Origin of the sequence: Microbacterium sp. OVT16B (assembly GCF_019969705.1) — a bacterium.
GTDB classification, from domain to species: domain Bacteria; phylum Actinomycetota; class Actinomycetes; order Actinomycetales; family Microbacteriaceae; genus Microbacterium; species Microbacterium natoriense.
The window spans coordinates 2,668,811-2,686,113 of sequence record NZ_JAHXZA010000001.1; the positions used below are offsets into that span (position 1 = coordinate 2,668,811).

General features: G+C 70.9%; 18 protein-coding genes and 1 tRNA gene. 4 read left to right on the plus strand and 15 right to left on the minus strand.

Features of this window, described 5'->3' with window-relative positions:
* The first annotated feature begins 57 nt into the window (after positions 1 to 57).
* The gene (locus LC438_RS12720) at positions 58 to 1,320 is read left to right on the plus strand and encodes a winged helix-turn-helix domain-containing protein (protein WP_223586766.1); all 1,263 of its coding nucleotides are present in this window, start codon (positions 58 to 60) and stop codon (positions 1,318 to 1,320) included.
* Positions 1,317 to 1,787 (plus strand): hypothetical protein, encoded by a 471-nt coding sequence (locus tag LC438_RS12725; protein ID WP_223586767.1) that lies wholly within the window; start codon positions 1,317 to 1,319, stop codon positions 1,785 to 1,787. Before LC438_RS12720 ends, LC438_RS12725 begins: the two co-directional genes overlap by 4 nt.
* 128 nt (positions 1,788 to 1,915) lie before the next feature.
* Here the strand turns inward: LC438_RS12725 and LC438_RS12730 are convergent, their stop codons facing one another.
* The 3 genes from LC438_RS12730 to LC438_RS12740 all read right to left on the minus strand — a co-directional run bounded on the left by LC438_RS12730 (position 1,916) and on the right by LC438_RS12740 (position 5,107).
* Positions 1,916 to 2,482 (minus strand): LemA family protein, encoded by a 567-nt coding sequence (locus LC438_RS12730; protein WP_105672593.1) that lies wholly within the window; start codon positions 2,480 to 2,482, stop codon positions 1,916 to 1,918.
* A 79-nt stretch (positions 2,483 to 2,561) separates the two neighbouring features.
* Entirely contained in the window at positions 2,562 to 3,875 is a 1,314-nt protein-coding gene (locus LC438_RS12735) for a D-arabinono-1,4-lactone oxidase (RefSeq protein WP_105672594.1), read from the minus strand.
* Positions 3,872 to 5,107 (minus strand): alanine racemase, encoded by a 1,236-nt coding sequence (locus LC438_RS12740; RefSeq protein ID WP_223586768.1) that lies wholly within the window; start codon positions 5,105 to 5,107, stop codon positions 3,872 to 3,874. Before LC438_RS12740 ends, LC438_RS12735 begins: the two co-directional genes overlap by 4 nt.
* An 85-nt stretch (positions 5,108 to 5,192) precedes the next feature.
* Here LC438_RS12740 and LC438_RS12745 point away from each other — a divergent pair.
* Positions 5,193 to 5,265, plus strand: a tRNA-Leu gene (locus tag LC438_RS12745).
* On the opposite strand, the gene LC438_RS12750 is transcribed toward LC438_RS12745, so the two are convergent.
* The 11 genes from LC438_RS12750 to LC438_RS12800 form a co-directional block, all read right to left on the minus strand.
* Positions 5,236 to 5,964, minus strand: coding sequence for a DedA family protein (locus LC438_RS12750; RefSeq protein WP_223586769.1), 729 nt, complete (start codon positions 5,962 to 5,964; stop codon positions 5,236 to 5,238). The genes LC438_RS12745 and LC438_RS12750 overlap by 30 nt on opposite strands.
* A gap of 70 nt (positions 5,965 to 6,034) precedes the next feature.
* Positions 6,035 to 6,895, minus strand: a complete 861-nt coding sequence (locus tag LC438_RS12755) for a cation-transporting ATPase (RefSeq protein WP_223586770.1) — start codon at positions 6,893 to 6,895, stop codon at positions 6,035 to 6,037.
* A gap of 290 nt (positions 6,896 to 7,185) precedes the next feature.
* Complete coding sequence (locus LC438_RS12760) at positions 7,186 to 8,667, minus strand: NAD(P)/FAD-dependent oxidoreductase (RefSeq protein WP_105672598.1); 1,482 nt, start codon at positions 8,665 to 8,667, stop codon at positions 7,186 to 7,188.
* A gap of 38 nt (positions 8,668 to 8,705) precedes the next feature.
* Complete coding sequence (locus LC438_RS12765; RefSeq protein ID WP_223586771.1) at positions 8,706 to 9,998, minus strand: S8 family serine peptidase; 1,293 nt, start codon at positions 9,996 to 9,998, stop codon at positions 8,706 to 8,708.
* Positions 9,995 to 10,531, minus strand: a complete 537-nt coding sequence (locus LC438_RS12770; RefSeq protein WP_105672600.1) for a DUF501 domain-containing protein — start codon at positions 10,529 to 10,531, stop codon at positions 9,995 to 9,997. The genes LC438_RS12765 and LC438_RS12770 overlap by 4 nt, the downstream gene beginning before the upstream one ends.
* Before the next feature lie 58 nt (positions 10,532 to 10,589).
* Positions 10,590 to 11,150: a septum formation initiator family protein gene (locus LC438_RS12775; RefSeq protein WP_223586772.1), complete on the minus strand. Its 561-nt coding sequence runs from the start codon at positions 11,148 to 11,150 to the stop codon at positions 10,590 to 10,592.
* A 62-nt stretch (positions 11,151 to 11,212) separates the two neighbouring features.
* The gene (gene eno, locus LC438_RS12780; protein WP_105672602.1) at positions 11,213 to 12,493 is read right to left on the minus strand and encodes a phosphopyruvate hydratase; all 1,281 of its coding nucleotides are present in this window, start codon (positions 12,491 to 12,493) and stop codon (positions 11,213 to 11,215) included.
* Positions 12,494 to 12,569: 76 nt separating this feature from the next.
* Positions 12,570 to 13,229 carry an O-methyltransferase gene (locus LC438_RS12785; protein ID WP_223586773.1) on the minus strand — a complete coding sequence of 220 codons (660 nt, stop codon included), beginning with the start codon at positions 13,227 to 13,229 and terminating at the stop codon, positions 12,570 to 12,572.
* 31 nt (positions 13,230 to 13,260) lie between these two features.
* Positions 13,261 to 14,229 (minus strand): CPBP family intramembrane glutamic endopeptidase, encoded by a 969-nt coding sequence (locus LC438_RS12790; protein WP_105672604.1) that lies wholly within the window; start codon positions 14,227 to 14,229, stop codon positions 13,261 to 13,263.
* Positions 14,226 to 15,281: a DUF1648 domain-containing protein gene (locus LC438_RS12795; protein WP_223586774.1), complete on the minus strand. Its 1,056-nt coding sequence runs from the start codon at positions 15,279 to 15,281 to the stop codon at positions 14,226 to 14,228. The genes LC438_RS12790 and LC438_RS12795 overlap by 4 nt, the downstream gene beginning before the upstream one ends.
* Entirely contained in the window at positions 15,278 to 15,676 is a 399-nt protein-coding gene (locus tag LC438_RS12800) for a GntR family transcriptional regulator (RefSeq protein ID WP_223586775.1), read from the minus strand. Before LC438_RS12800 ends, LC438_RS12795 begins: the two co-directional genes overlap by 4 nt.
* Before the next feature lie 108 nt (positions 15,677 to 15,784).
* Between LC438_RS12800 and LC438_RS12805 the strand changes: the two genes are divergently transcribed.
* Positions 15,785 to 16,255, plus strand: coding sequence for a DUF4442 domain-containing protein (locus tag LC438_RS12805; protein ID WP_223586776.1), 471 nt, complete (start codon positions 15,785 to 15,787; stop codon positions 16,253 to 16,255).
* Here the strand turns inward: LC438_RS12805 and LC438_RS12810 are convergent.
* Positions 16,236 to 17,261: a LacI family DNA-binding transcriptional regulator gene (locus tag LC438_RS12810; RefSeq protein ID WP_223586777.1), complete on the minus strand. Its 1,026-nt coding sequence runs from the start codon at positions 17,259 to 17,261 to the stop codon at positions 16,236 to 16,238. The two genes, LC438_RS12805 and LC438_RS12810, sit on opposite strands and share 20 nt — an antisense overlap.
* Between the last annotated feature and the right edge of the window lie 42 nt (positions 17,262 to 17,303).

A 17,303-nucleotide genomic window follows, 5' to 3' on the forward strand; every position in this document is an offset into this window, starting at 1 on the left:
CACGCGTCGACGAACGCCGGAGCGGCCGGTGTCGGCGCCCGGCGTTACGCTGGCGACGTGACAGATACCCTCAGCGCCGCCCAGGCCAGACGGATCGCTCTCGCCGCGCAGGGCTTCACGCGCTCGCGCCCCGCATCCGTCTCCGCCCGCCACCTGCACACCGTCATGGGGCGGCTCGGCGTGCTGCAGATCGACTCGGTCAACGTGTTCGCACGGTCGCACTACATGCCGCTGTTCTCGCGACTCGGGGCGTACGATCCGGCGCTGCTCGATCGGGTCTTCCTCTCACGCACGACCCACTACGTCGAGTACCTCGCTCACGAGGCGACCTTCATGCCGATCGAGGACTGGCCGCTGTGGCGCTTCCGCCGCGAGTACTTCCGGAAGCGGCTCTCGAACCCCGATTCCTGGGCCGCCGGCAATGCCCGCACGCTCGCGTGGGTTCAGGACGAGCTGCGGGCACGCGGTCCGCTGCGGCCGGCCGACATCAGAGCCGACGCTCCGCGCGAACGCGGCACCTGGTGGGACTGGGACGAGGTGAAGCTCGCCCTCGAGCACCTCTGGCGCACCGGCGACGTCGCCATCAGCGGGCGCAAGGGCTTCGAGCGCACCTACGCGCTGGCCGAGCAGGTCGTGCCAGCGGGCATCCTGTCGCAGGAGATCGCGGTGCCCGACGCGATCCGCGAGCTCACGCGTCGCGCCGCCCGCTCCTCCGGAATCGCGACGGCGTCGGACCTCGCCGACTACTACCGCATCCGTGACCGGTCCGCGATCAGCACCGCGATCGCCGACCTGACGGACGCCGGTGAGCTGGTGCCCGTGCACGTGAAGGGGTGGGAGCGGCAGGGGCGCCCGCTCCCCGCGTGGCGCCACACCGAGGCCGCCCTGCCGCGGAGGGTGGATGCCGCGGCGCTGCTGACGCCGTTCGACCCGGTCGTCTGGTTCCGGGACAGGGCTCTGCGGGCGTTCGACCTCGACTACCGGATCGAGATCTACGTGCCAGCCGAGAAACGACGCTTCGGGTACTACTCCCTGCCCGTGCTCGTCGGCGACAGGATCGTCGCGCGCGTCGATCTCAAAGCCGACCGCGCCGCCTCGACGCTGCAGGTGCAGTCGGCCTGGTGGGAGCCGCAGTCCCGGCCAGCGGAAGACGCGGAGCGCATCGCGGCCGAGCTCGCCCTCGCAGCCGCATGGCAGGGCTTGGAGCACGTGTCGGTGTCGGGCTGGGGAACGGCCGCCGACGCCCTGCACAGGGAGCTCGATGCGAGAGGTGACGCCTCGGTGACGCGCCACGTGCATGCCAGGGAGAGCGCTGCGTGAGCAGACGGGCGGGGTGGATCATCGGCGCCCTCGTCGCGGTCCTGGTGATCGCGGCCGCGGCGTGGATCTGGCTGGCGGCGAGCGCTCCGCCCGCCGCTCGCCCCACCCCGAGCCCCGCGGCGACCACTGCCGCCCCTGCCGCCGAGCGGGCCCAGGCCGCGCTCGACGACCTGCTCACGGCGTGCGCCGACAGCACGGCGAGCGAGCCACCGGAGCACTGCGGCATCCGCATCCCCTGGGGCACCGAGTTCTCCACGGTGAGCGGCATCCGCTATCGCGTCGAGAAGCTGCCCGAGCTGGTGCTGGACGGAGACTCCTTCACGGCGAGCGGCGGAGCGCTCGTCGCTACGGTCAGCGGAACCGGGCAGGACGGTGCCGCGCGCACCGAGACCTATCGCACAGACGACTGGGCGGTGCGCGGCGACGCGAAGGTCACCGACAGCGCGGTCGACCTCTCCGTGTGGTGAGGCGTCGGATGCCGCACGGCACCGCAGTCTGGTGAGCCGTCAGATCCGGCGGGACAACACCGCGCCGTGAGGCGCCAAGGCCCCGTGAAGCACCACAGTCTGGTGAGACGTCAGATCCCAGCGAGGCGTCAGAACTGCACGCGCGGAGGCTCGGAGATCGCTCCGCTGTCGGCCACCTCGAAGAACTCGCGCTCGGTGAAGCCGAGCCCCTTGGCGAAGAGGTTGTTCGGGAACACCTTGATCTTGGTGTTCAGCTCGCGCACCCCGCCGTTGTAGAAGCGTCGCGCGGCCTGGATCTTGTCTTCCGTGTCGACGAGCGACTGCTGCACCTGGAGGAAGTTCTGGCTGGCCTGCAGCTGCGGGTACGCCTCGGCGACCGCGAACAGGCTGCGCAGCGCCTGCTGCAGGTGGCCCTCGGCGATGCCGGCTTCGCCCGGTCCGCCCGCCGACAGCGTCTCCGCACGCGCACGGGTGACGTTCTCGAAGACGGCCTTCTCGTGAGACGCGTAGCCCTTGACGGTCTCGATGAGGTTGGGGATGAGATCCGCGCGTCTCTTGAGCTGCACCGTGATGCCGCTCCAGGCCTCATCGACGCGGACGTTGAGCTGCACCAGCGAGTTGTACGTCGCCCAGAGATAGATTCCGATGAGCAGAACCAGACCGACGATGATCAGTACCGGTACGAGCCATTCCATCAGAGCCCCACCCTTCCTCGTTTTGTCCCCATCCTATCGACGCTCTCTGCGCGTCGACTGGGTACGCCGCGCGGTGGGGTCAGGCGCCGAGCACGCGGTCGAGGTATCGGTTGGCGAAGCGCCGCTCAGGGTCGAGGCGGTCACGCAGGGCCGTGAAGTCGTCGAAACGCGGGTAGCTCTCGCGCAGCTGATCCGCGGTGCGCGTGTGCAGCTTGCCCCAGTGCGGACGCCCTCCGTACTCGACCATGATCTGCTCGACCGCCTCGAAATACGGGGTCGGGTCGGCGCGCCAGTAGCGGTGCACGGCGATGTAGCCGGACGCGCGTCCGTGGGCGGTCGACAGCCAGCGGTCGTCCTCCTGGGCGAAGCGCACCTCGATGGGGAACTCGATTCGCCATCCGCGCTCCCGGATCAGCTCCTGCACGGCACGGAAGGCCGGAACCACGTTCTCGACCGGCAGCGCGTACTCCATCTCGCGGAAGCGCACCGTGCGGCTCTGCGTGAGCACGCGGTGCGAGAGATCGGTGTACGTGCGGTCGCCCGTGAGCTTCACCGCGAGCCTGCTGAACGGCGGCGTGATCGAGGGCACGGCCTGACCGGCCGCGCAGACCACGCGGTACACGCCGTTGGAGAGCAGCGTCTCGTCGATCCACCGCCCGACGGGAGGGAGCGGCTCACGGCGCGTCGACTCGGGGAGCCGCGTCTGCCTCTTGGTGAGGGCGACGTCCGTGTGGGGGAACCAGTAGAACTCGAAGTGATCGGATGACGCGGCGCGCTCGTCGATCGTGGCGAGCACGTCGTCCAGCGGAGCCGGCTCGTCGATCGCGGTCATGACGAACGCGGGCACGCACTGCAGAGTGACCTCGACGAGGATGCCGAGTGCGCCGAGCCCGAGGGCCACGGCGGGGAGCATCTCGGCGTTCTGCTGCTCGTCGATGCGGAGGAACTCTCCGGCGGCGGTGATCATCGTGACGCCGACCACCTGGGTGGCGAGTCCGCCGTATCCGACGCCGGTTCCATGGGTGCCGGTCGAGATGGCTCCGGAGATCGACTGCCGGTCGATGTCCCCCAGGTTCTGCATCGCGAGCCCGTAGGGCGCGAGCAGCGCGGGGATCCGGTGCAGTCTGGTGCCCGCGAGCAGCGTCACCCGACCGGTCGCGGCATCCGCCGACACCAGTCCCTGCAGGTCGTCGAGCTCCAGCAGCACCCCGGGAGCGACGGCGATGCCGGTGAAGCTGTGGCCTGCCCCCACCGCCTTCACCGTCAGTCCCTGCGAGACCGCAGCGGTGACCGCGCGCTGCACACCCTCGGGAGAGCGCGGACGCTCCACTCTGAGGGGCTTCACGGATGCCGAGCGCGCCCAGTTCTGCCAGGTGCCGCCGATTCTCGTCACAGGAACGCCTTTCCCTCGCCCCGGTACGTCGGCAGCTCGTCGATGATCTCGTCGCCGGAGACGAGGTGGTACGCCTCGATGCGCTCCGCGGCTTCTCCGCTCTTGGAGTGGCGGAACCAGACGCGGTCGCCGACGCCGAGAGTCGTCGCCGCTCTCCCCTGCAGCGGTGTCTGCACCTCTCCCGCGGCCTCGCGCGGCATCGTGCGCAGACCCTCCGGCCACACGGGAAGCGGCTGGCGAGACGCCACGGGCGGCCCGGAGGCGATCCATCCGCCGCCCAGCACGGTCGCGATGTCGGCGGTCGGTCTGCGCACCACGTCGAAGGCGAAGGCAGCCGCCGGGGCGGGGCGGAAGGAGCGGTACCCGTCGAACAGGTGCCCGCCGAGCAGACCGCTGCCCGCACTCGCCTCCGTGAGCGACTCGTCGCTGCCCGTGAACTCCAGGGAGCCGGTGCCGCCGCCGTTGAGGAACTCGAGCGGCGCGATGGGAGCGGTCGCGGCGACGATCTCCGCCCTGCGCTCGCGGAGCTCCGATCGGGACCGCGCCTGCACCGCGCGGATGAGCGGAGCATCCGGCCCTGCGGCGTCTCCCTGACCGGCGATCTGAGCGTCGTACATCTGCAGCCCCACCAGCCGGAAGCCCGGACGGGCGACGACCTTGCGAGCGAACGCGGCGACCTCGCCGGCGGTGAACAGTCCGGAGCGGCGCACGCCGATGTGCCCGAGCAGCGGTGAGCGCAGCGAGGCGTCGACGTCGATCGCGACCCTGATCTCCGGACGGTTCCCGGGTCCTGCGACGCTGTCGATGACATCGAGGTGCACCGGGTCATCGATCATGAGGGTGATGCGCGCGGCGGCCTGCTCGTCGGCGAACAGTCGCTGCAGCGCCGCGCGGTCGACGGTCGGATAGCCGATCACGATGTCGTCGTGCGTGTCGGCGAGCCAGAGGGCCTCCGGCAGTGTGAACGCCAGGATCCCGTGGAACCCCGGAAGCGCCAGCACGGCGTCGAGAACCGCGCGCACGCGCACCGACTTGGAGGCGACGCGGATCGGCAGACCACCCGAGCGCACGAGGAGATCGAGCGCGTTGTGGCGCAGTGCCTCTCGGTCGATCACGGCGACGGGCGCCGGCAGATGTCCGGTGGCCGCGGAGAGCCGTGGCCAGTATCGGGCGGGTTCCTCCCACTCGGGCGCGACCGGTGTGGGGCTCAGTTCTTCGGTGAGGTCGAGCACTCCCCCACCCTACGGCTTCTCGGACTCGGATTCACAGAATCGGGAACCCGGTCGCACCCCGGTCGCGCTTGTAGGCTGGCGACGGGCCCCCGTAGCCCAATGGCAGAGGCAGGCGACTTAAAATCGCTTCAGTGTCGGTTCGAGTCCGACCGGGGGTACTCTCGCTCCCTCGCAGCGTCGAGCACGGCAGCATCGGCGAGTGCTGCGGCCTGGGCTCTCGACTCCCGGACCCTGCGGAGGACCAGCACGATGAGCGCCACGGCGATCGCGGCGTACACGACGTAGTCGAGGTATCCGAGGTAGCTCTCGAGCTTCTCGTGCTGCGTGCCGAGGGCGGCTCCGACGCCGATGAGCATCGCATTCCAGAGGCCGCTGCCGACGATCGTGTACACGCTGAAGCGCACCAGCCCCATGCGCGAGGCACCGGCCGGTATCGAGATCAGGCTCCGAACACCGGGGACCATCCGGCCGACCAGGACCGTCCACCCGCCGCTGCGCGCGAACCAGTGCACGCCGCGGTCGAGGTCGGATCTGCTGACCAGTCGCGTCGCCGCGAGGAATCGCACGGCGCGCTCCATCCCGATGGCGCGTCCGAGTCCGTAGAGCAGCAGAGCGCCGATCCACGACGCGAGCGTGCTCCAGAAGATGAGCCAGCCGAGGTGCAGCTCGCCGCTCTGGCTCAGGTATCCCGCGAACGGCAGGATCACCTCGCTCGGGATGGGAGGGATCAGCACCTCCATGAACACCAGCACCCCCACCCCGACGTCTCCGAGGGCGGTGAGGACATCGGCGGCGAAACCGGTCAGTCCGGTGAAACCGTGTTCGGCGGCCGTCGCGACGGCAGCGGCGTGGCTCATCAAGGGCTCGTCTCTGTCAGGGGCTGTGCGGATATCGGAGAAGGCTCGGCTGAGTCATCCGTTCGGGCGTTCATCTGCCGAACAGGTCGCCGATACCCGGGATGCCGAGGTTCCCCAGCTGCTCTCCCCATCCAGAGGCCGTCTCGCCGAGACCGGACACCGTGTCGCCGACCGAGCCTGCGAGGTCCTCCGCGCCGCCCGTGAGCGACTCGACATCGAACCCGCCGGCGAGCGCCTCGACGTCCAGACCGGCGGCGAGCGACTCGAAGTCGACGCCGAAGCCCGCGGCCTGGTCCAGGAGCGGAGCGGCGACGGTGCTGAGCACGGCGCCACCGGCGACCACCCCGAGCACGCCGACCGCGGCGCCTCCCGCGAGCGCTGCGCCCGCGGCGCCCCCACCGCGGACACGCGAGAGGAGCCCGCGCATGCGGCCGGGGTTCATGGCCTCCGCGCGGCCGGCGGCACGCGACAGATCTTCCGACGAGGAAGAGCGCGGACGCTCGCCCGGCGGGAGCTCCTCGCGCATCCGCGCGGCGACGTGCTCGCACTGCTGCGGGGTCAGCCGCGCAAAGGCGTCGCGGTGGATCCTCTCGACCTGCTCGGGGTCGGCCGTGCGGAGAAGGTAGTCGTAGCGGGCGATCGCCGCTCGATCCGACTCGGAGACCGGCGACGCCGAGCTCGCCGGCCCGGAGGTCGTCGGCGCACCGGCCGGCGGGGGCGAGTACCGGTCGGCGGACGCTGGACGCGCCTCCTGGGGTGCGGGCCGATGGGAGGAGGGCTCGGACGACCCCCGCACGACGTCGGCGGCCCGACGCCCCAGGTCGCCCCACTCGGTCGAGCGGGACGCACCGCCGTGTTCACCGCGTGTCGAACCGGTGGTCTTGTCGAGGGCCTCCGTGGCCAGGCCGAGGAGACGGGAGAGCTTTCCCATGGGTGATCCCTTCGTGGAGCGAAGCGGACCGGCGGGGACCACCACGTCGGGACGACGGCAGGGGGGCACCACGGCGGTCCGCCAGGCGGACGCCAAGGTCTCCTCCACCCTCACGGGCCGGCGGGCCGGGACACGATGACATGTCCGTAGTGACGACTGCGCCGCAGACGGGAGTACTCCCCTTGCTCGCCCGAGACTATCCGGCGGAGTTATGCGTCTCCTCCGAGCCACGCGGGAACGCGAAAGGCCCTCCCCGAGCGGGAAGGGCCTCTCGTGCGAGACGAGGCGGACTACTTGGCGGCGACCTTCTCGGCGGCGGGCTTCTTCGCAGCGGCCTTCTTCGCCGGAGCCTTCTCGGCGACCTCGGCCTTGTCTGCAGCGGCCTTGTCGGCTGCGGAGGCCTTGGCGGCGGGCGCCGTCTTCGCGGCTGCCGGAGCGGCTGCATCGGCCGCCGGACGCGGACGAGCGGCGAACTCCTCGAAGACGTAGCGCGGGTTCTGGACCGTCTCGAGGTTCACGAGGTCACGACCCAGCCACAGGTTGTTCCACCAGCCCCAGAGGACCCGCCACTTGCGCTCCCACGTGGGCATCGCGAGACCGTGGTAGCCGCGGTGCGCGACCCACGCCACGAAGCCCTTGAGGGCGAGCTTGCCGGACTGGAAGACGCCGTTGTAGAGACCGAGGCCGGCGACGGCGCCAAGGTTCTTGTGGAAGTACTCCTTCGGGTCCTCTCCGCGCAGCACGGCGACGAGGTTCTTCGCGAGGAGCTTGGCCTGGCGCACGGCGTGCTGGGCGTTCGGCACGCAGAAGCCGCCGACGCCACCACCGGACAGGTCGGGAACGGCCGAGACGTCACCGGCGGCCCAGGCGCCTTCGACGAAGGCCTCCGGGGTTCCGACGCGCAGGTCGGCGCGGGTCTGGATGCGACCGCGCTCCTCGACCGGAAGGTCTCCGCCGCGCACGACGGTCGGGTTGGCCATGACGCCGGCGGTCCAGACGATGACGTCGGTCGGGATGACCTCGCCCGTCGAGAGCTCGACGTTGCCGTCGACCGCGCTCGTGAGCTGCGTGTCGAGGTGCACGTTGGCACCGCGCTTGGCGAGGTCCTTGAGCACCCACTCGCTCGTCTGCAACGAGACCTCGGGCATGATGCGGCCCATCGCCTCGATGAGGTGGAAGTGCGTGTCGTCGAAGCTCAGCTGCGGGTACTTGCCCACCAGGGACGAGGCCAGCGAGCGGAGCTCCGCGAACACTTCGATGCCGGCGAAGCCGCCGCCGACGACGACGACCGTGAGGAGACGGTCGCGCTCGGGCCCTGCGGGCAGCGACGCGGCCTTGTCGAAGTTGGACATCACGCGGTCGCGGATCGCGACGGCCTCTTCGATCGTCTTGAGGCCGATCGCGTTGTCGGCGATGCCGGGGATCGGGAACGTGCGCGACACGGCGCCCGCAGTGACGACGATCTGGTCGTACGCGAACTCGTACGGCTCGCCGAGCGGCGGGGTGATCGTGGCGACCTTGTTGGCGTGGTCGATGTTCGTCACCTTGGCGGTGAGGACGTTCGTGCGCTTCAGGTGACGACGGTGAGCCACGACCGAGTGGCGTGCCTCGATCGAGCCCGCGGCGACCTCGGGGAGGAACGGCTGGTACGTCATGTACGGCAGCGGGTCGACCATGGTCACGTCGGCTTCGCCCTTGCGAAGGTGCTTCTCCAGCTTCCACGCTGTGTAGAAGCCTGCGTAGCCGCCGCCGACGATCAGAATCTTGGGCACAGTGCTGTTCTGAGGCACAGGGGGACAACTCCTCGGAGTCAGGAATGTGGCGTGCGAGCGCGCGCCGATCGGATGCGCCGGGCAGCTGCGGTGACGCCAAGCGCTATCAGGATACCAGGGACTGTGAGCACGACGAGCGGCAGGGTACCGTAGCGCAGTGAATCGGCGCTGGGAAGCAGCGGAGAACCCGGTTCCGTCGGCGAATCCGCCGCCGGAAGAGGCGGCACGGCGACCGGTGTGGAGGTGGGAACCGGGGCGGGCTGGGTCTGCGCGCGGCGGAACAGCTTGACCCATCCGGCGAGGTCGCCCATGGGGTTCTCCGTGACGGAGGGGACGTCGGCGGTGACCGCGCCCTCGGCGTTCAGGAGCCCGTATCCGTAGAGGGGGTCGGGAGCCTTCGTCATGCCGGGAGCGGGAACCGCCGTCTTGATGATGCGGTTGATGACGTTGGCCGCGGACATGTCGGGGTGCGCGGACCGGACGAGCGCGGCGACGCCGGCGACGATCGGAGCGGCGCCGCTGGTGCCGCTCCACGAGGCGAGCGTGCCGTCCGCCGACATGCCGATCAGGCCCTCGCTGGGCGCGGCGACGCCGATCGTGATGCCCTGGGTCGACGCCTCGACGCTCGCCGAGCCGGTCTGGTCGACGCCGCCGACCGTCAGCACCCCCGGGATGGTCGCGGGTGCGCCGATGATGTTGGTGCCGCTCCCCCGGTTGCCCGCGGCGACGACCACCACCACATCGTGCTCGAACGCGTAGAGGAACGCGTCGTCCCAGCTCCGGTCCCAGTCCAGCGTGTTCGTCGTGAACGAGAGGTTGATCACGTCGGCCCCGTTGTCGACCGCCCAGCGCATCGCCTTGGCGACCTGCTCGGTGAACGGGACGGATGCCGATGCGCCGAAGCCGACGGAGATCGAGAGGAGCTTCGCCTCGGGCGCGACGCCGATCATGCCCTTTCCGTCGGGGGCTCCGCGACCTGCGGCGAGGGAGGCGACCCAGGACCCGTGGTTGCCGTCGATCGCGCCGATCGGGGTCCGTCCGTCCGGGGTCCCGCTGCCCGACACGTCGGTGCCGCCCGCGACGGCGCCGTCGAAGATGCCGGGGACCTTGCCGATGCCGGTGTCGATCACCGCGATCGTCGCGCCGGCGCCGCGGGTCGTCTGCCAGGCCTCGCGGATGCGGGCGCCGTCGAGCCAGTACTCGGTCGCCCGTACGGGATCCGAGGGGTCGTCGGGAACGGGCGCGGGCGTCGCCGCCGCTCCGGCGAGCAGGACGGATGCCGCGATCACCGCAACCGCGACGGCGCTGCGCAGCATCCGGCGTCGGCTCATGCCACGGGTTCCTCGCGCACGGCGGCCCCCGGGTCTTCGCACCGGCAGTTCTGCGGGGACCAGGTCGAGCGGGCGAGCGCCTCGTCGCCGATGGGGTTCACGCCGGGCCCCGCCGCGAGAGCGTGACCCGCGAGCGCGTGCAGGCACTTGACCCTCGTGGGCATTCCGCCGGCGGAGATGCCGTCGATCTCCGGCACGTCGCCGAACTGCGCGCGATCGGCGAGATACGCCTGGTGCGCCGTCAGATACGCGGCGGCGATGTCGTCGTCTTCGGCGAGGAGCGCAGCGAGCTCCGGCATCACCTGCGTGGCCTCGAGCGTCGACATCGCGGCCGTCGCCGCGGGGTGCGTCAGATAGTAGAACGTGGGGAACGGGGTGCCGTCCGGCAGCCGCGGAGTGGTGGCGACCACGGTCGGGTTGCCGCAGGCGCAGCGGGCGGCGATGCCGACGACGCCGCGCGCGGGGCGTCCCAGCTGTGCGGACACCACGGCGAGCTCGGCGGGCGTGGGTGCGGGGAACGGCGGGGTGGTCACCCCACCAGCGTAGGGGAGGCCGCCGAGAGGATGCTCGGAGCGACCTGCTCCGGGCGCGTCACTGAGCGGGGACGGCCGTCTGGCTGAGTCCGGCGGCTGTCAGGGTGCGCAGCATCTGCGGCATCCAGTCGGCCGGATCCTCCTCGAGCGTGTCGCTCACCGGCTTCTGCTCCTGTGGCAGCGCCGCGGGGTCGAGGTCGTTGTCGATGAGGTACACGATCTCGCCCGGCTTGACGTAGTACAGCCGCTCTCGGGCCTGCGTGGTGATGTAGGCCGGGTCGGTCCAGCGATCGCGCTCCGCCTCGAGAGACGAGATCTTCTCCTGCGAGACCTGGATCGACGACTCCAGGGCGGCGATCTTCTGACGCTGGTCGATGAAGGTGCCGAGCGTCGGCACGAGCACCCAGGCGCCGAGGACGACCAGGGAGAGCATGATCACCGAGAAGGCGGACAGCCGGATGCCGGAGGCCCATTCCCTGACGTCGACGCTGCGACCTGCTGCGCCCCCTGTCGAGGAGGAGGTCCGCGCGGAGGGCGTCTTCCGGGAGCCTGGCGTCGAGCGCGGCGCGGCGGTGGTCGGCCGCGGAGACGGAGAAGGGGGAGCCGGACGTCTCGCCAAGGCTCCCCCTCTCGTCTGCCGCCTCAGGGCGGCATGGTCAATCGTGCGTGCGCGTCAGCCGATCAGGCCGAGAACCGCGGGAACGCCGAGCGACCCGCGAAGACCGCGGCGTCGCCGAGCTCCTCTTCGATGCGCAGAAGCTGATTGTACTTCGCGACGCGCTCGGAGCGAGCAGGCGCACCCGTCTTGATCTGACCGGCGTTCGTGGCGACCGCGAGGTCGGCGATCGTGGTGTCCTCGGTCTCGCCGGAGCGGTGCGAGAGCATCGCCGTGTAGCCGGAGCGCTGCGCGAGGCTGACCGCGTCGAACGTCTCGGTCAGGGTGCCGATCTGGTTCACCTTGACGAGCAGCGAGTTGGCGACGCCGCGCTTGATGCCGTCGGCGAGGCGCTGCGGGTTGGTGACGAACAGGTCGTCGCCGACCAGCTGCACCTTCGAGCCGAGCGCGTCGGTGAGGAGCTTCCAGTTGTCCCAGTCGTCCTCGGCGAGAGCATCCTCGATCGTGACGATCGGGAAGTCGTTGACCAGGCCCTGGTAGTACTCGATCAGCTCGGGACCGGTCCAGTCCTTGTTGTCGAGACGGTAGACGCCGTCGGAGAAGAACTCCGTGGCGGCCACGTCGAGGCCGAGGGCGATGTCCTTGCCCGGGGTGAAGCCGGCCTTCTCGATCGCCTTGATGAGGAACTCGAGGCCCTCGCGGTTGCTGGGGAGGTCGGGGGCGAAGCCGCCCTCGTCGCCGAGGCCGGTCGCGTAGCCAGCGGCCTTCAGCTCGCTGCGGAGCACGTGGTAGGTCTCGACGCCCCAGCGCAGCGACTCGGAGTAGGTCTCGGCGCCGATCGGGGCGAGGAAGAACTCCTGCATGTCGATGCCGTTGTCGGCGTGCTCGCCGCCGTTGATGACGTTGAACAGCGGAACGGGCAGCACGTGCGCGTTCGGGCCGCCCAGGTAGCGGAACAGCGGCAGGTCGGCGGAGTCGGCCGCGGCCTTGGCGACCGCGAGGCTCACGCCGAGGATCGCGTTCGCGCCGGTGCGCTGCTTGTTCTCGGTGCCGTCGGTCTCGTTGAGGATCTCGTCGACGATGCGCTGCTCGCTCGCCTCGACGCCCTCGATGGCCGGGCCCAGCTCGTCGATGACGGCGGAGACGGCCTTCAGGACGCCCTTGCCCCCGTAGCGGGACTTGTCGCCGTCGCGGAGCTCGTACGCCTCGAACGCGCCGGTGGATGCGCCCGAGGGGACAGCCGCCCGCTGGACGACGCCGTCGTCGAGGAGCACCTCCACCTCGACGGTCGGGTTTCCGCGCGAGTCGAGAATCTCGCGTGCGCCTACAGCCTCGATCAGTGCCACAGAAGTGCTCCTTGTTCAGAAAAGGGGTTTGTGGTGGAGCGACGTCGATCCGTGGCCAGTCTAGCCGTGCCGAAAGTCACCGCACGAGAGCGATGGCCACCCCGTCCCAGCCCTTGACGCCGACCGTCTGCAGCGCGGTCGCGTCGAACCGGGGGTCCTCCCCCAGCATCCGCAGTCCCTCCCGCGTCCCGACGACCTTCGGATCGGTCGCGTCCTCGCGGACGATCTCGCCCTCGCGCCCGATGTTGTCGAGCACGATCACGGTGCCGGGGCGGCCGAGTCTCGCGGCCCAGTCGAGGTAGATCGTGTTCGACTCCTTGTCGGCGTCGATGAACACGAGGTCGAAGCCGCCGACGAGGGTGGGCAGCACGTCGACTCCCCTGCCGATGCGGATGTCCACGCGCTCGCCGACCCCCGCGGCGTCGATGCTCGCCCTGGCGACGGCGGCGTTGTCCGCCTCGGCCTCGATCGTCACGACGCGCCCCTCCGCGCCGACCGCTCGCGCCAGCCAGATCGTGGAGTACCCGCCGAGGGTGCCGATCTCGAGCACGCGCCTCGCGCCGCTCATGCGTGCGAGCAGATTCAGCAGCTTGCCGCCGACCGGTGCGACCTCGATCTCGGGGAGGCCCGCCGCGTGCTGAGCGTCCAGCGCCGCGTCCAGGCCGGGATCATGACCGACCAGGGTGTCGGCGAGGAAGACATCGGCAGCGGCCCAGGCCGAGGGTGTGGAGTCCATGCCCTCAGCCAACCCCGCGCCGCGAGTCCGGTCAAGGGGCGTCCGGCAGCGGGGGCGCCGAGGCCTCGGCCGGACGCGCGGGAGCGGCGAGCTCCGGCTGCGCGCGGAACTGCCCCGTGAGAGCGAGCACCGCGATGATCACCGCGACGACGATCCATCCCGCGACGCCGAGCGGACCGGCCAGCGCCATGTCGGGCTGAGTCGCCGCGACGAGCACGATGAGTCCCGCAGCGGCGTTGAGAGAGCCGTGGGCGATGACGGCGGGCCAGACCGAGGCCGAGCGCAACCGCAGCCAGCCGAGCAGGATGCCCCAGGCCACGCAGCCCCCGACCATGAAGAGGACCCCGGTGACGTCCGTGCGGCCGAAGTTGTAGCCGAGCAGGATGACCGGGCTGTGCCAGAGACCCCAGATCACGCCGCTCAGCAGGAGCGCGGGCCAGGTTCCCATCGGCCGGAGCGCCGGCACCAGCCATCCGCGCCAGCCGAGCTCCTCACCGAACGCGAAGACGCTGTTCAGGATGGCGCCGACGGGGATCATGGCGATCTGCGCGGCGACGACCACCCCGACCGGAGGCAGCGGCGTCCCCGGCGGCAGAGCGCTCTCGAGCTGCGCGGCGAACCCGGAGAACGCGAAGTCGAGCTGGACGAAGCCGAGCGCCGCGGAGAGCAGGATGCTGAGGGCCACGATGATCGGCGGGGCGAGCCAGCCGAGCACGATGAGCCAGACGACGCGCTTCGCCGGGCGCAGAGGCCAGAGGCCGAGGAACCGCAGCCGTCCGCCTCTCGGCGGTACGCGCATCGCGAACACGACGATGAGAGCGGCGATGGTCGGGGTGAGCATCATCACCGGGAGCAGCACTCCGGAGAGGGGCTCGGCGAGTCCGTCGCCGAGCCACAGCGGCAGGCACACCAGCCAGGCCAGCGCACAGGCCAGGACGGTGAAGGCGATGACGGCGGCCCACGGCACGCGGCCACCCCGAGGTGCGATCCGGTCGGTCATGATGCCGTGCCTCCTGTTCTGTCGCCCCGCGGCGTCGCGGCTCCTCGTTCGACGTAGGCCTGCAGCAGCGCCGCGGCTTCCTCGGCGCCGTCGATCGTGACGATGAACGGCCGCTTGTCGCGTCGGCTGATCTCGATGGCCGCCCCGCGGCGCGTGACGATGCCCGTCCTGCCGTCGACCGCGATGCGCCAGCCCCAGCCGCCGAACTCGCCGAAGGGCGAGATGTCGACGGCGCGGGCCGACTCGATCTCTCGGAGGGGGATGCTGATCCGCGGCCAGCCGACGAGCGCCCTGGCGGAGAACCCCTCCGGCGTGACCCGCACGCGGAAGGCGGTGGCTGTGGCCATCGCGATCACGATGACGACCAGCGAGAGCGCGACCACCCACCCGCCTTCGACACCCGTGCCGAGCATGAACGCGGCGAGTCCGGCGATGCCGAGCAGCAGCACGGAGACGGCGATGAGCGCGACGCGCGGCATCGAGGCCGTGCCGAGCCACACGACCCGCTCCCCGTCTGCGACGTGCACGGCGTGGCGGGGCTCGAGCGTGCGTCCCTGCTCGGCGCGCACGCGGGGCTGCACCGCCCAGGCGACCGCGCCGACGACGAGCAGCGCGGCGAAGGACAGCGCCATGACTCCCCCGATGCCCGGTGTCTCGCCCGCATCGGCGAGGCCGCGCTGTATTCCGAGCGAGCCGAGGCTCATGCCGGCGGCGAACGCGGCCATGCCTGCGGCGAGCGCACCCATCAGCCGGGCGGCGCCGCCCCAGTGCGCCCCGACGGCGGAGAGCGTCGTCACGGCCATGAGCACGGGCAGCGCGAGTCCGATCCCGAGCAGCAGCCAGAGGTACGTCGTCGGAGGGCCGAACCCGTCCGCGCCGCTGACGCCCCAGTGCGTCACGACCGGGTCGGGCAGCGAGGGCAGCCACGCGATCACCACGACGGCCGCTGCGGCGGTCAGCACGAGGGGAACGATCACGGCGACGAGGAAGAACGTCAGACGCGCGCGCCGGAGCAGCGTCGGGGGCGTGCGGGTCAGGTCGTGGGTGGTCATGGCGAGACCTCCTGGTTCTCGTCGGGAGTGCGATGATCGGTGCGATCGCCGCGGTGCGAGTGCACGATGCCGGCGAGCATCTCGGCGGAGACGCCGAGTGCGGCGGCCTTGCGCACGAGGACGTCGATGTCGTGCGCGAGTTCGGCGAGCGGGGCGGCGGACGCGGCGATCACGGCGCCCCGGCCACGGCGGAGATCGATGAGGCCCTCGTCGCGCAGCCGCTGGTAGGCGTGGAGGACCGTGTGCTGGTTGATCTCCAGCGCGCCCGCCACATCGCGCGCCGGCGGCAGGCGATCGCCGGGGGCGAGGGCGCCGGCGAGGATGTCGGCGCGGATCGATGCCGCGACCTGGTCGTACAGGGGCCGCGCGCTGTCGGCATCGACTCTGAGCAGCATCTTTCACCTCCCTCTCCCGTGTTCTAGTAATTCTATGAGAACTAGAACAACTGTGGCAACCCTCCAGAGAGCTTTGTGCCGACTCGGACCCTCGTCCAGACTGACGTCATGCGCATCACTCCTCGCCGTCTCGCCATGGGCATGAGCCTGTGGATCCCGAACCTCTTCAGCGGCATCCGCATCCGTCGATTCAGTGAGGACTGGACGCACGCCACGGTCGAGCTGCGCGTGAACGTGTTCACCCGCAACTACGTCAAGACCGCGTTCGGCGGGTCGATGTCGGCGATGACCGACCCGTACTTCTTCATGCTCGTGATGCACCAGCTCGGCCGCGACTACGTCGTGTGGGACACCCGCGGCGAGATCGAGTTCCTCAAGCCGGGCCGCGGAGTGCTCACCGCCGAGTTCGAGGTGTCGAGGGAGCGCGCGGAGGAGATCCGCGAGAAGGCGAAGGGCGGAGCGAAGGTGCTCGAGTGGTTCGAGACCGTCATCACCGACCGCGAGGGCGACGTCGTGGCCAGGGTCCGCCGCGAGGTCTATATCCGCGAGAAGAAGCGGGTCACCGCGGCGCGTTCCTGACGCCCTCGCCCGCCGCCGACACCGCAGGGACCAGCGTGGAGGCGCGGGCCACCAGCGTCGGGGCCAGCCGCACCGTCTCATGCGAGGCGGTCGCGCCCGAGACGAGCCCGAGCACGAGCTCGAGCGCCGTCCGCCCGCTCTCCTCGAAGGGCTGCCGCACGGTCGTCAGCCCGAGCGCCGCGGCCACCTCGCCGTCGTCGTAGCCGACCACCGCCAGGCGGTCGTGCTCCGGCCGTGCGCGCTGCGCGCTCAGGATCGCGGCGGCGAACTGGTCGTGGTTCGCGACGATCGCCGTGGCATCGGCGGCGAGCGCCGCCCGGAAGACGCGGTCGTCGATCGACGCCGGGTCGGAGACGGCGAGCCTGGTCACCGCCACGTGCTCTTCGAGGCCGTCGATGCGCAGCATCCCCGCCGAGACGTAGGCCTCGGACCGCTGCGGCTCGTGCACGAACAGGACCCGGCGATGGCCGAGCTCCGCGAGGTGACGGCCGATCTGCGCGCCTCCGTCGCGGTCGTCCACGAGCACGACGGGTCCGCCGACATCGGCGCGCGTGGGGACGACGTCGACGTACACGACGGGGATGCGCGCCGCGCGACTCGCACGCCTCGCCGCGCCTCCGAGCGGCACGCCCATCACCACGAGCCCCGACACGTCGGTGCGGGTGGGCAGGACGTCGAGCAGCGGCTCGTCGGCGGATGCCGCGGAGTCGAGGTCGTACGGGATGATGTCGACCGCGGCATCCCTGGCCCGCCGCAGCATGCCGGACAGCCTGCGCAGATACGAGGGATAGGTCGTGAACGGCGCGGCGACGGCGATCCGGGCGGCGCCCACCCGGCGCCCGGCCGTCATCCGATAGCCGAGAGCGGTCGCGGCCGCGACGATCCGCTCCCTGGTCTCCGGACGCACCCGGTGCGGGGCGCTGACGGCGAGCGACACGGTCGAGATGCTCACGCCGGCGCGCTCGGCGACGTCGTAGATCGTGACCCGTCCAGGGCGTGCGCGCATGTTCCGGCCTCCGCACTTCATCGAAGTTCTTCGATTCCTCAG

What these genes read in the sequence shown, in the direction of transcription:
- LC438_RS12730 (WP_105672593.1), bottom strand. Translation starts at nt 2,482, where the DNA reads ATGGAATGGCTCGTACCGGTACTGATCATCGTCGGTCTGGTTCTGCTC.
- LC438_RS12750 (WP_223586769.1), bottom strand. Translation starts at nt 5,964, where the DNA reads ATGAGCCACGCCGCTGCCGTCGCGACGGCCGCCGAACACGGTTTCACC.
- LC438_RS12755 (WP_223586770.1), bottom strand. Translation starts at nt 6,895, where the DNA reads ATGGGAAAGCTCTCCCGTCTCCTCGGCCTGGCCACGGAGGCCCTCGAC.
- LC438_RS12765 (WP_223586771.1), bottom strand. Translation starts at nt 9,998, where the DNA reads ATGAGCCGACGCCGGATGCTGCGCAGCGCCGTCGCGGTTGCGGTGATC.
- LC438_RS12785 (WP_223586773.1), bottom strand. Translation starts at nt 13,229, where the DNA reads ATGGACTCCACACCCTCGGCCTGGGCCGCTGCCGATGTCTTCCTCGCC.
- LC438_RS12790 (WP_105672604.1), bottom strand. Translation starts at nt 14,229, where the DNA reads ATGACCGACCGGATCGCACCTCGGGGTGGCCGCGTGCCGTGGGCCGCC.
- LC438_RS12795 (WP_223586774.1), bottom strand. Translation starts at nt 15,281, where the DNA reads ATGACCACCCACGACCTGACCCGCACGCCCCCGACGCTGCTCCGGCGC.
- LC438_RS12800 (WP_223586775.1), bottom strand. Translation starts at nt 15,676, where the DNA reads ATGCTGCTCAGAGTCGATGCCGACAGCGCGCGGCCCCTGTACGACCAG.
- LC438_RS12805 (WP_223586776.1), top strand. Translation starts at nt 15,785, where the DNA reads ATGCGCATCACTCCTCGCCGTCTCGCCATGGGCATGAGCCTGTGGATC.
- LC438_RS12810 (WP_223586777.1), bottom strand. Translation starts at nt 17,261, where the DNA reads ATGCGCGCACGCCCTGGACGGGTCACGATCTACGACGTCGCCGAGCGC.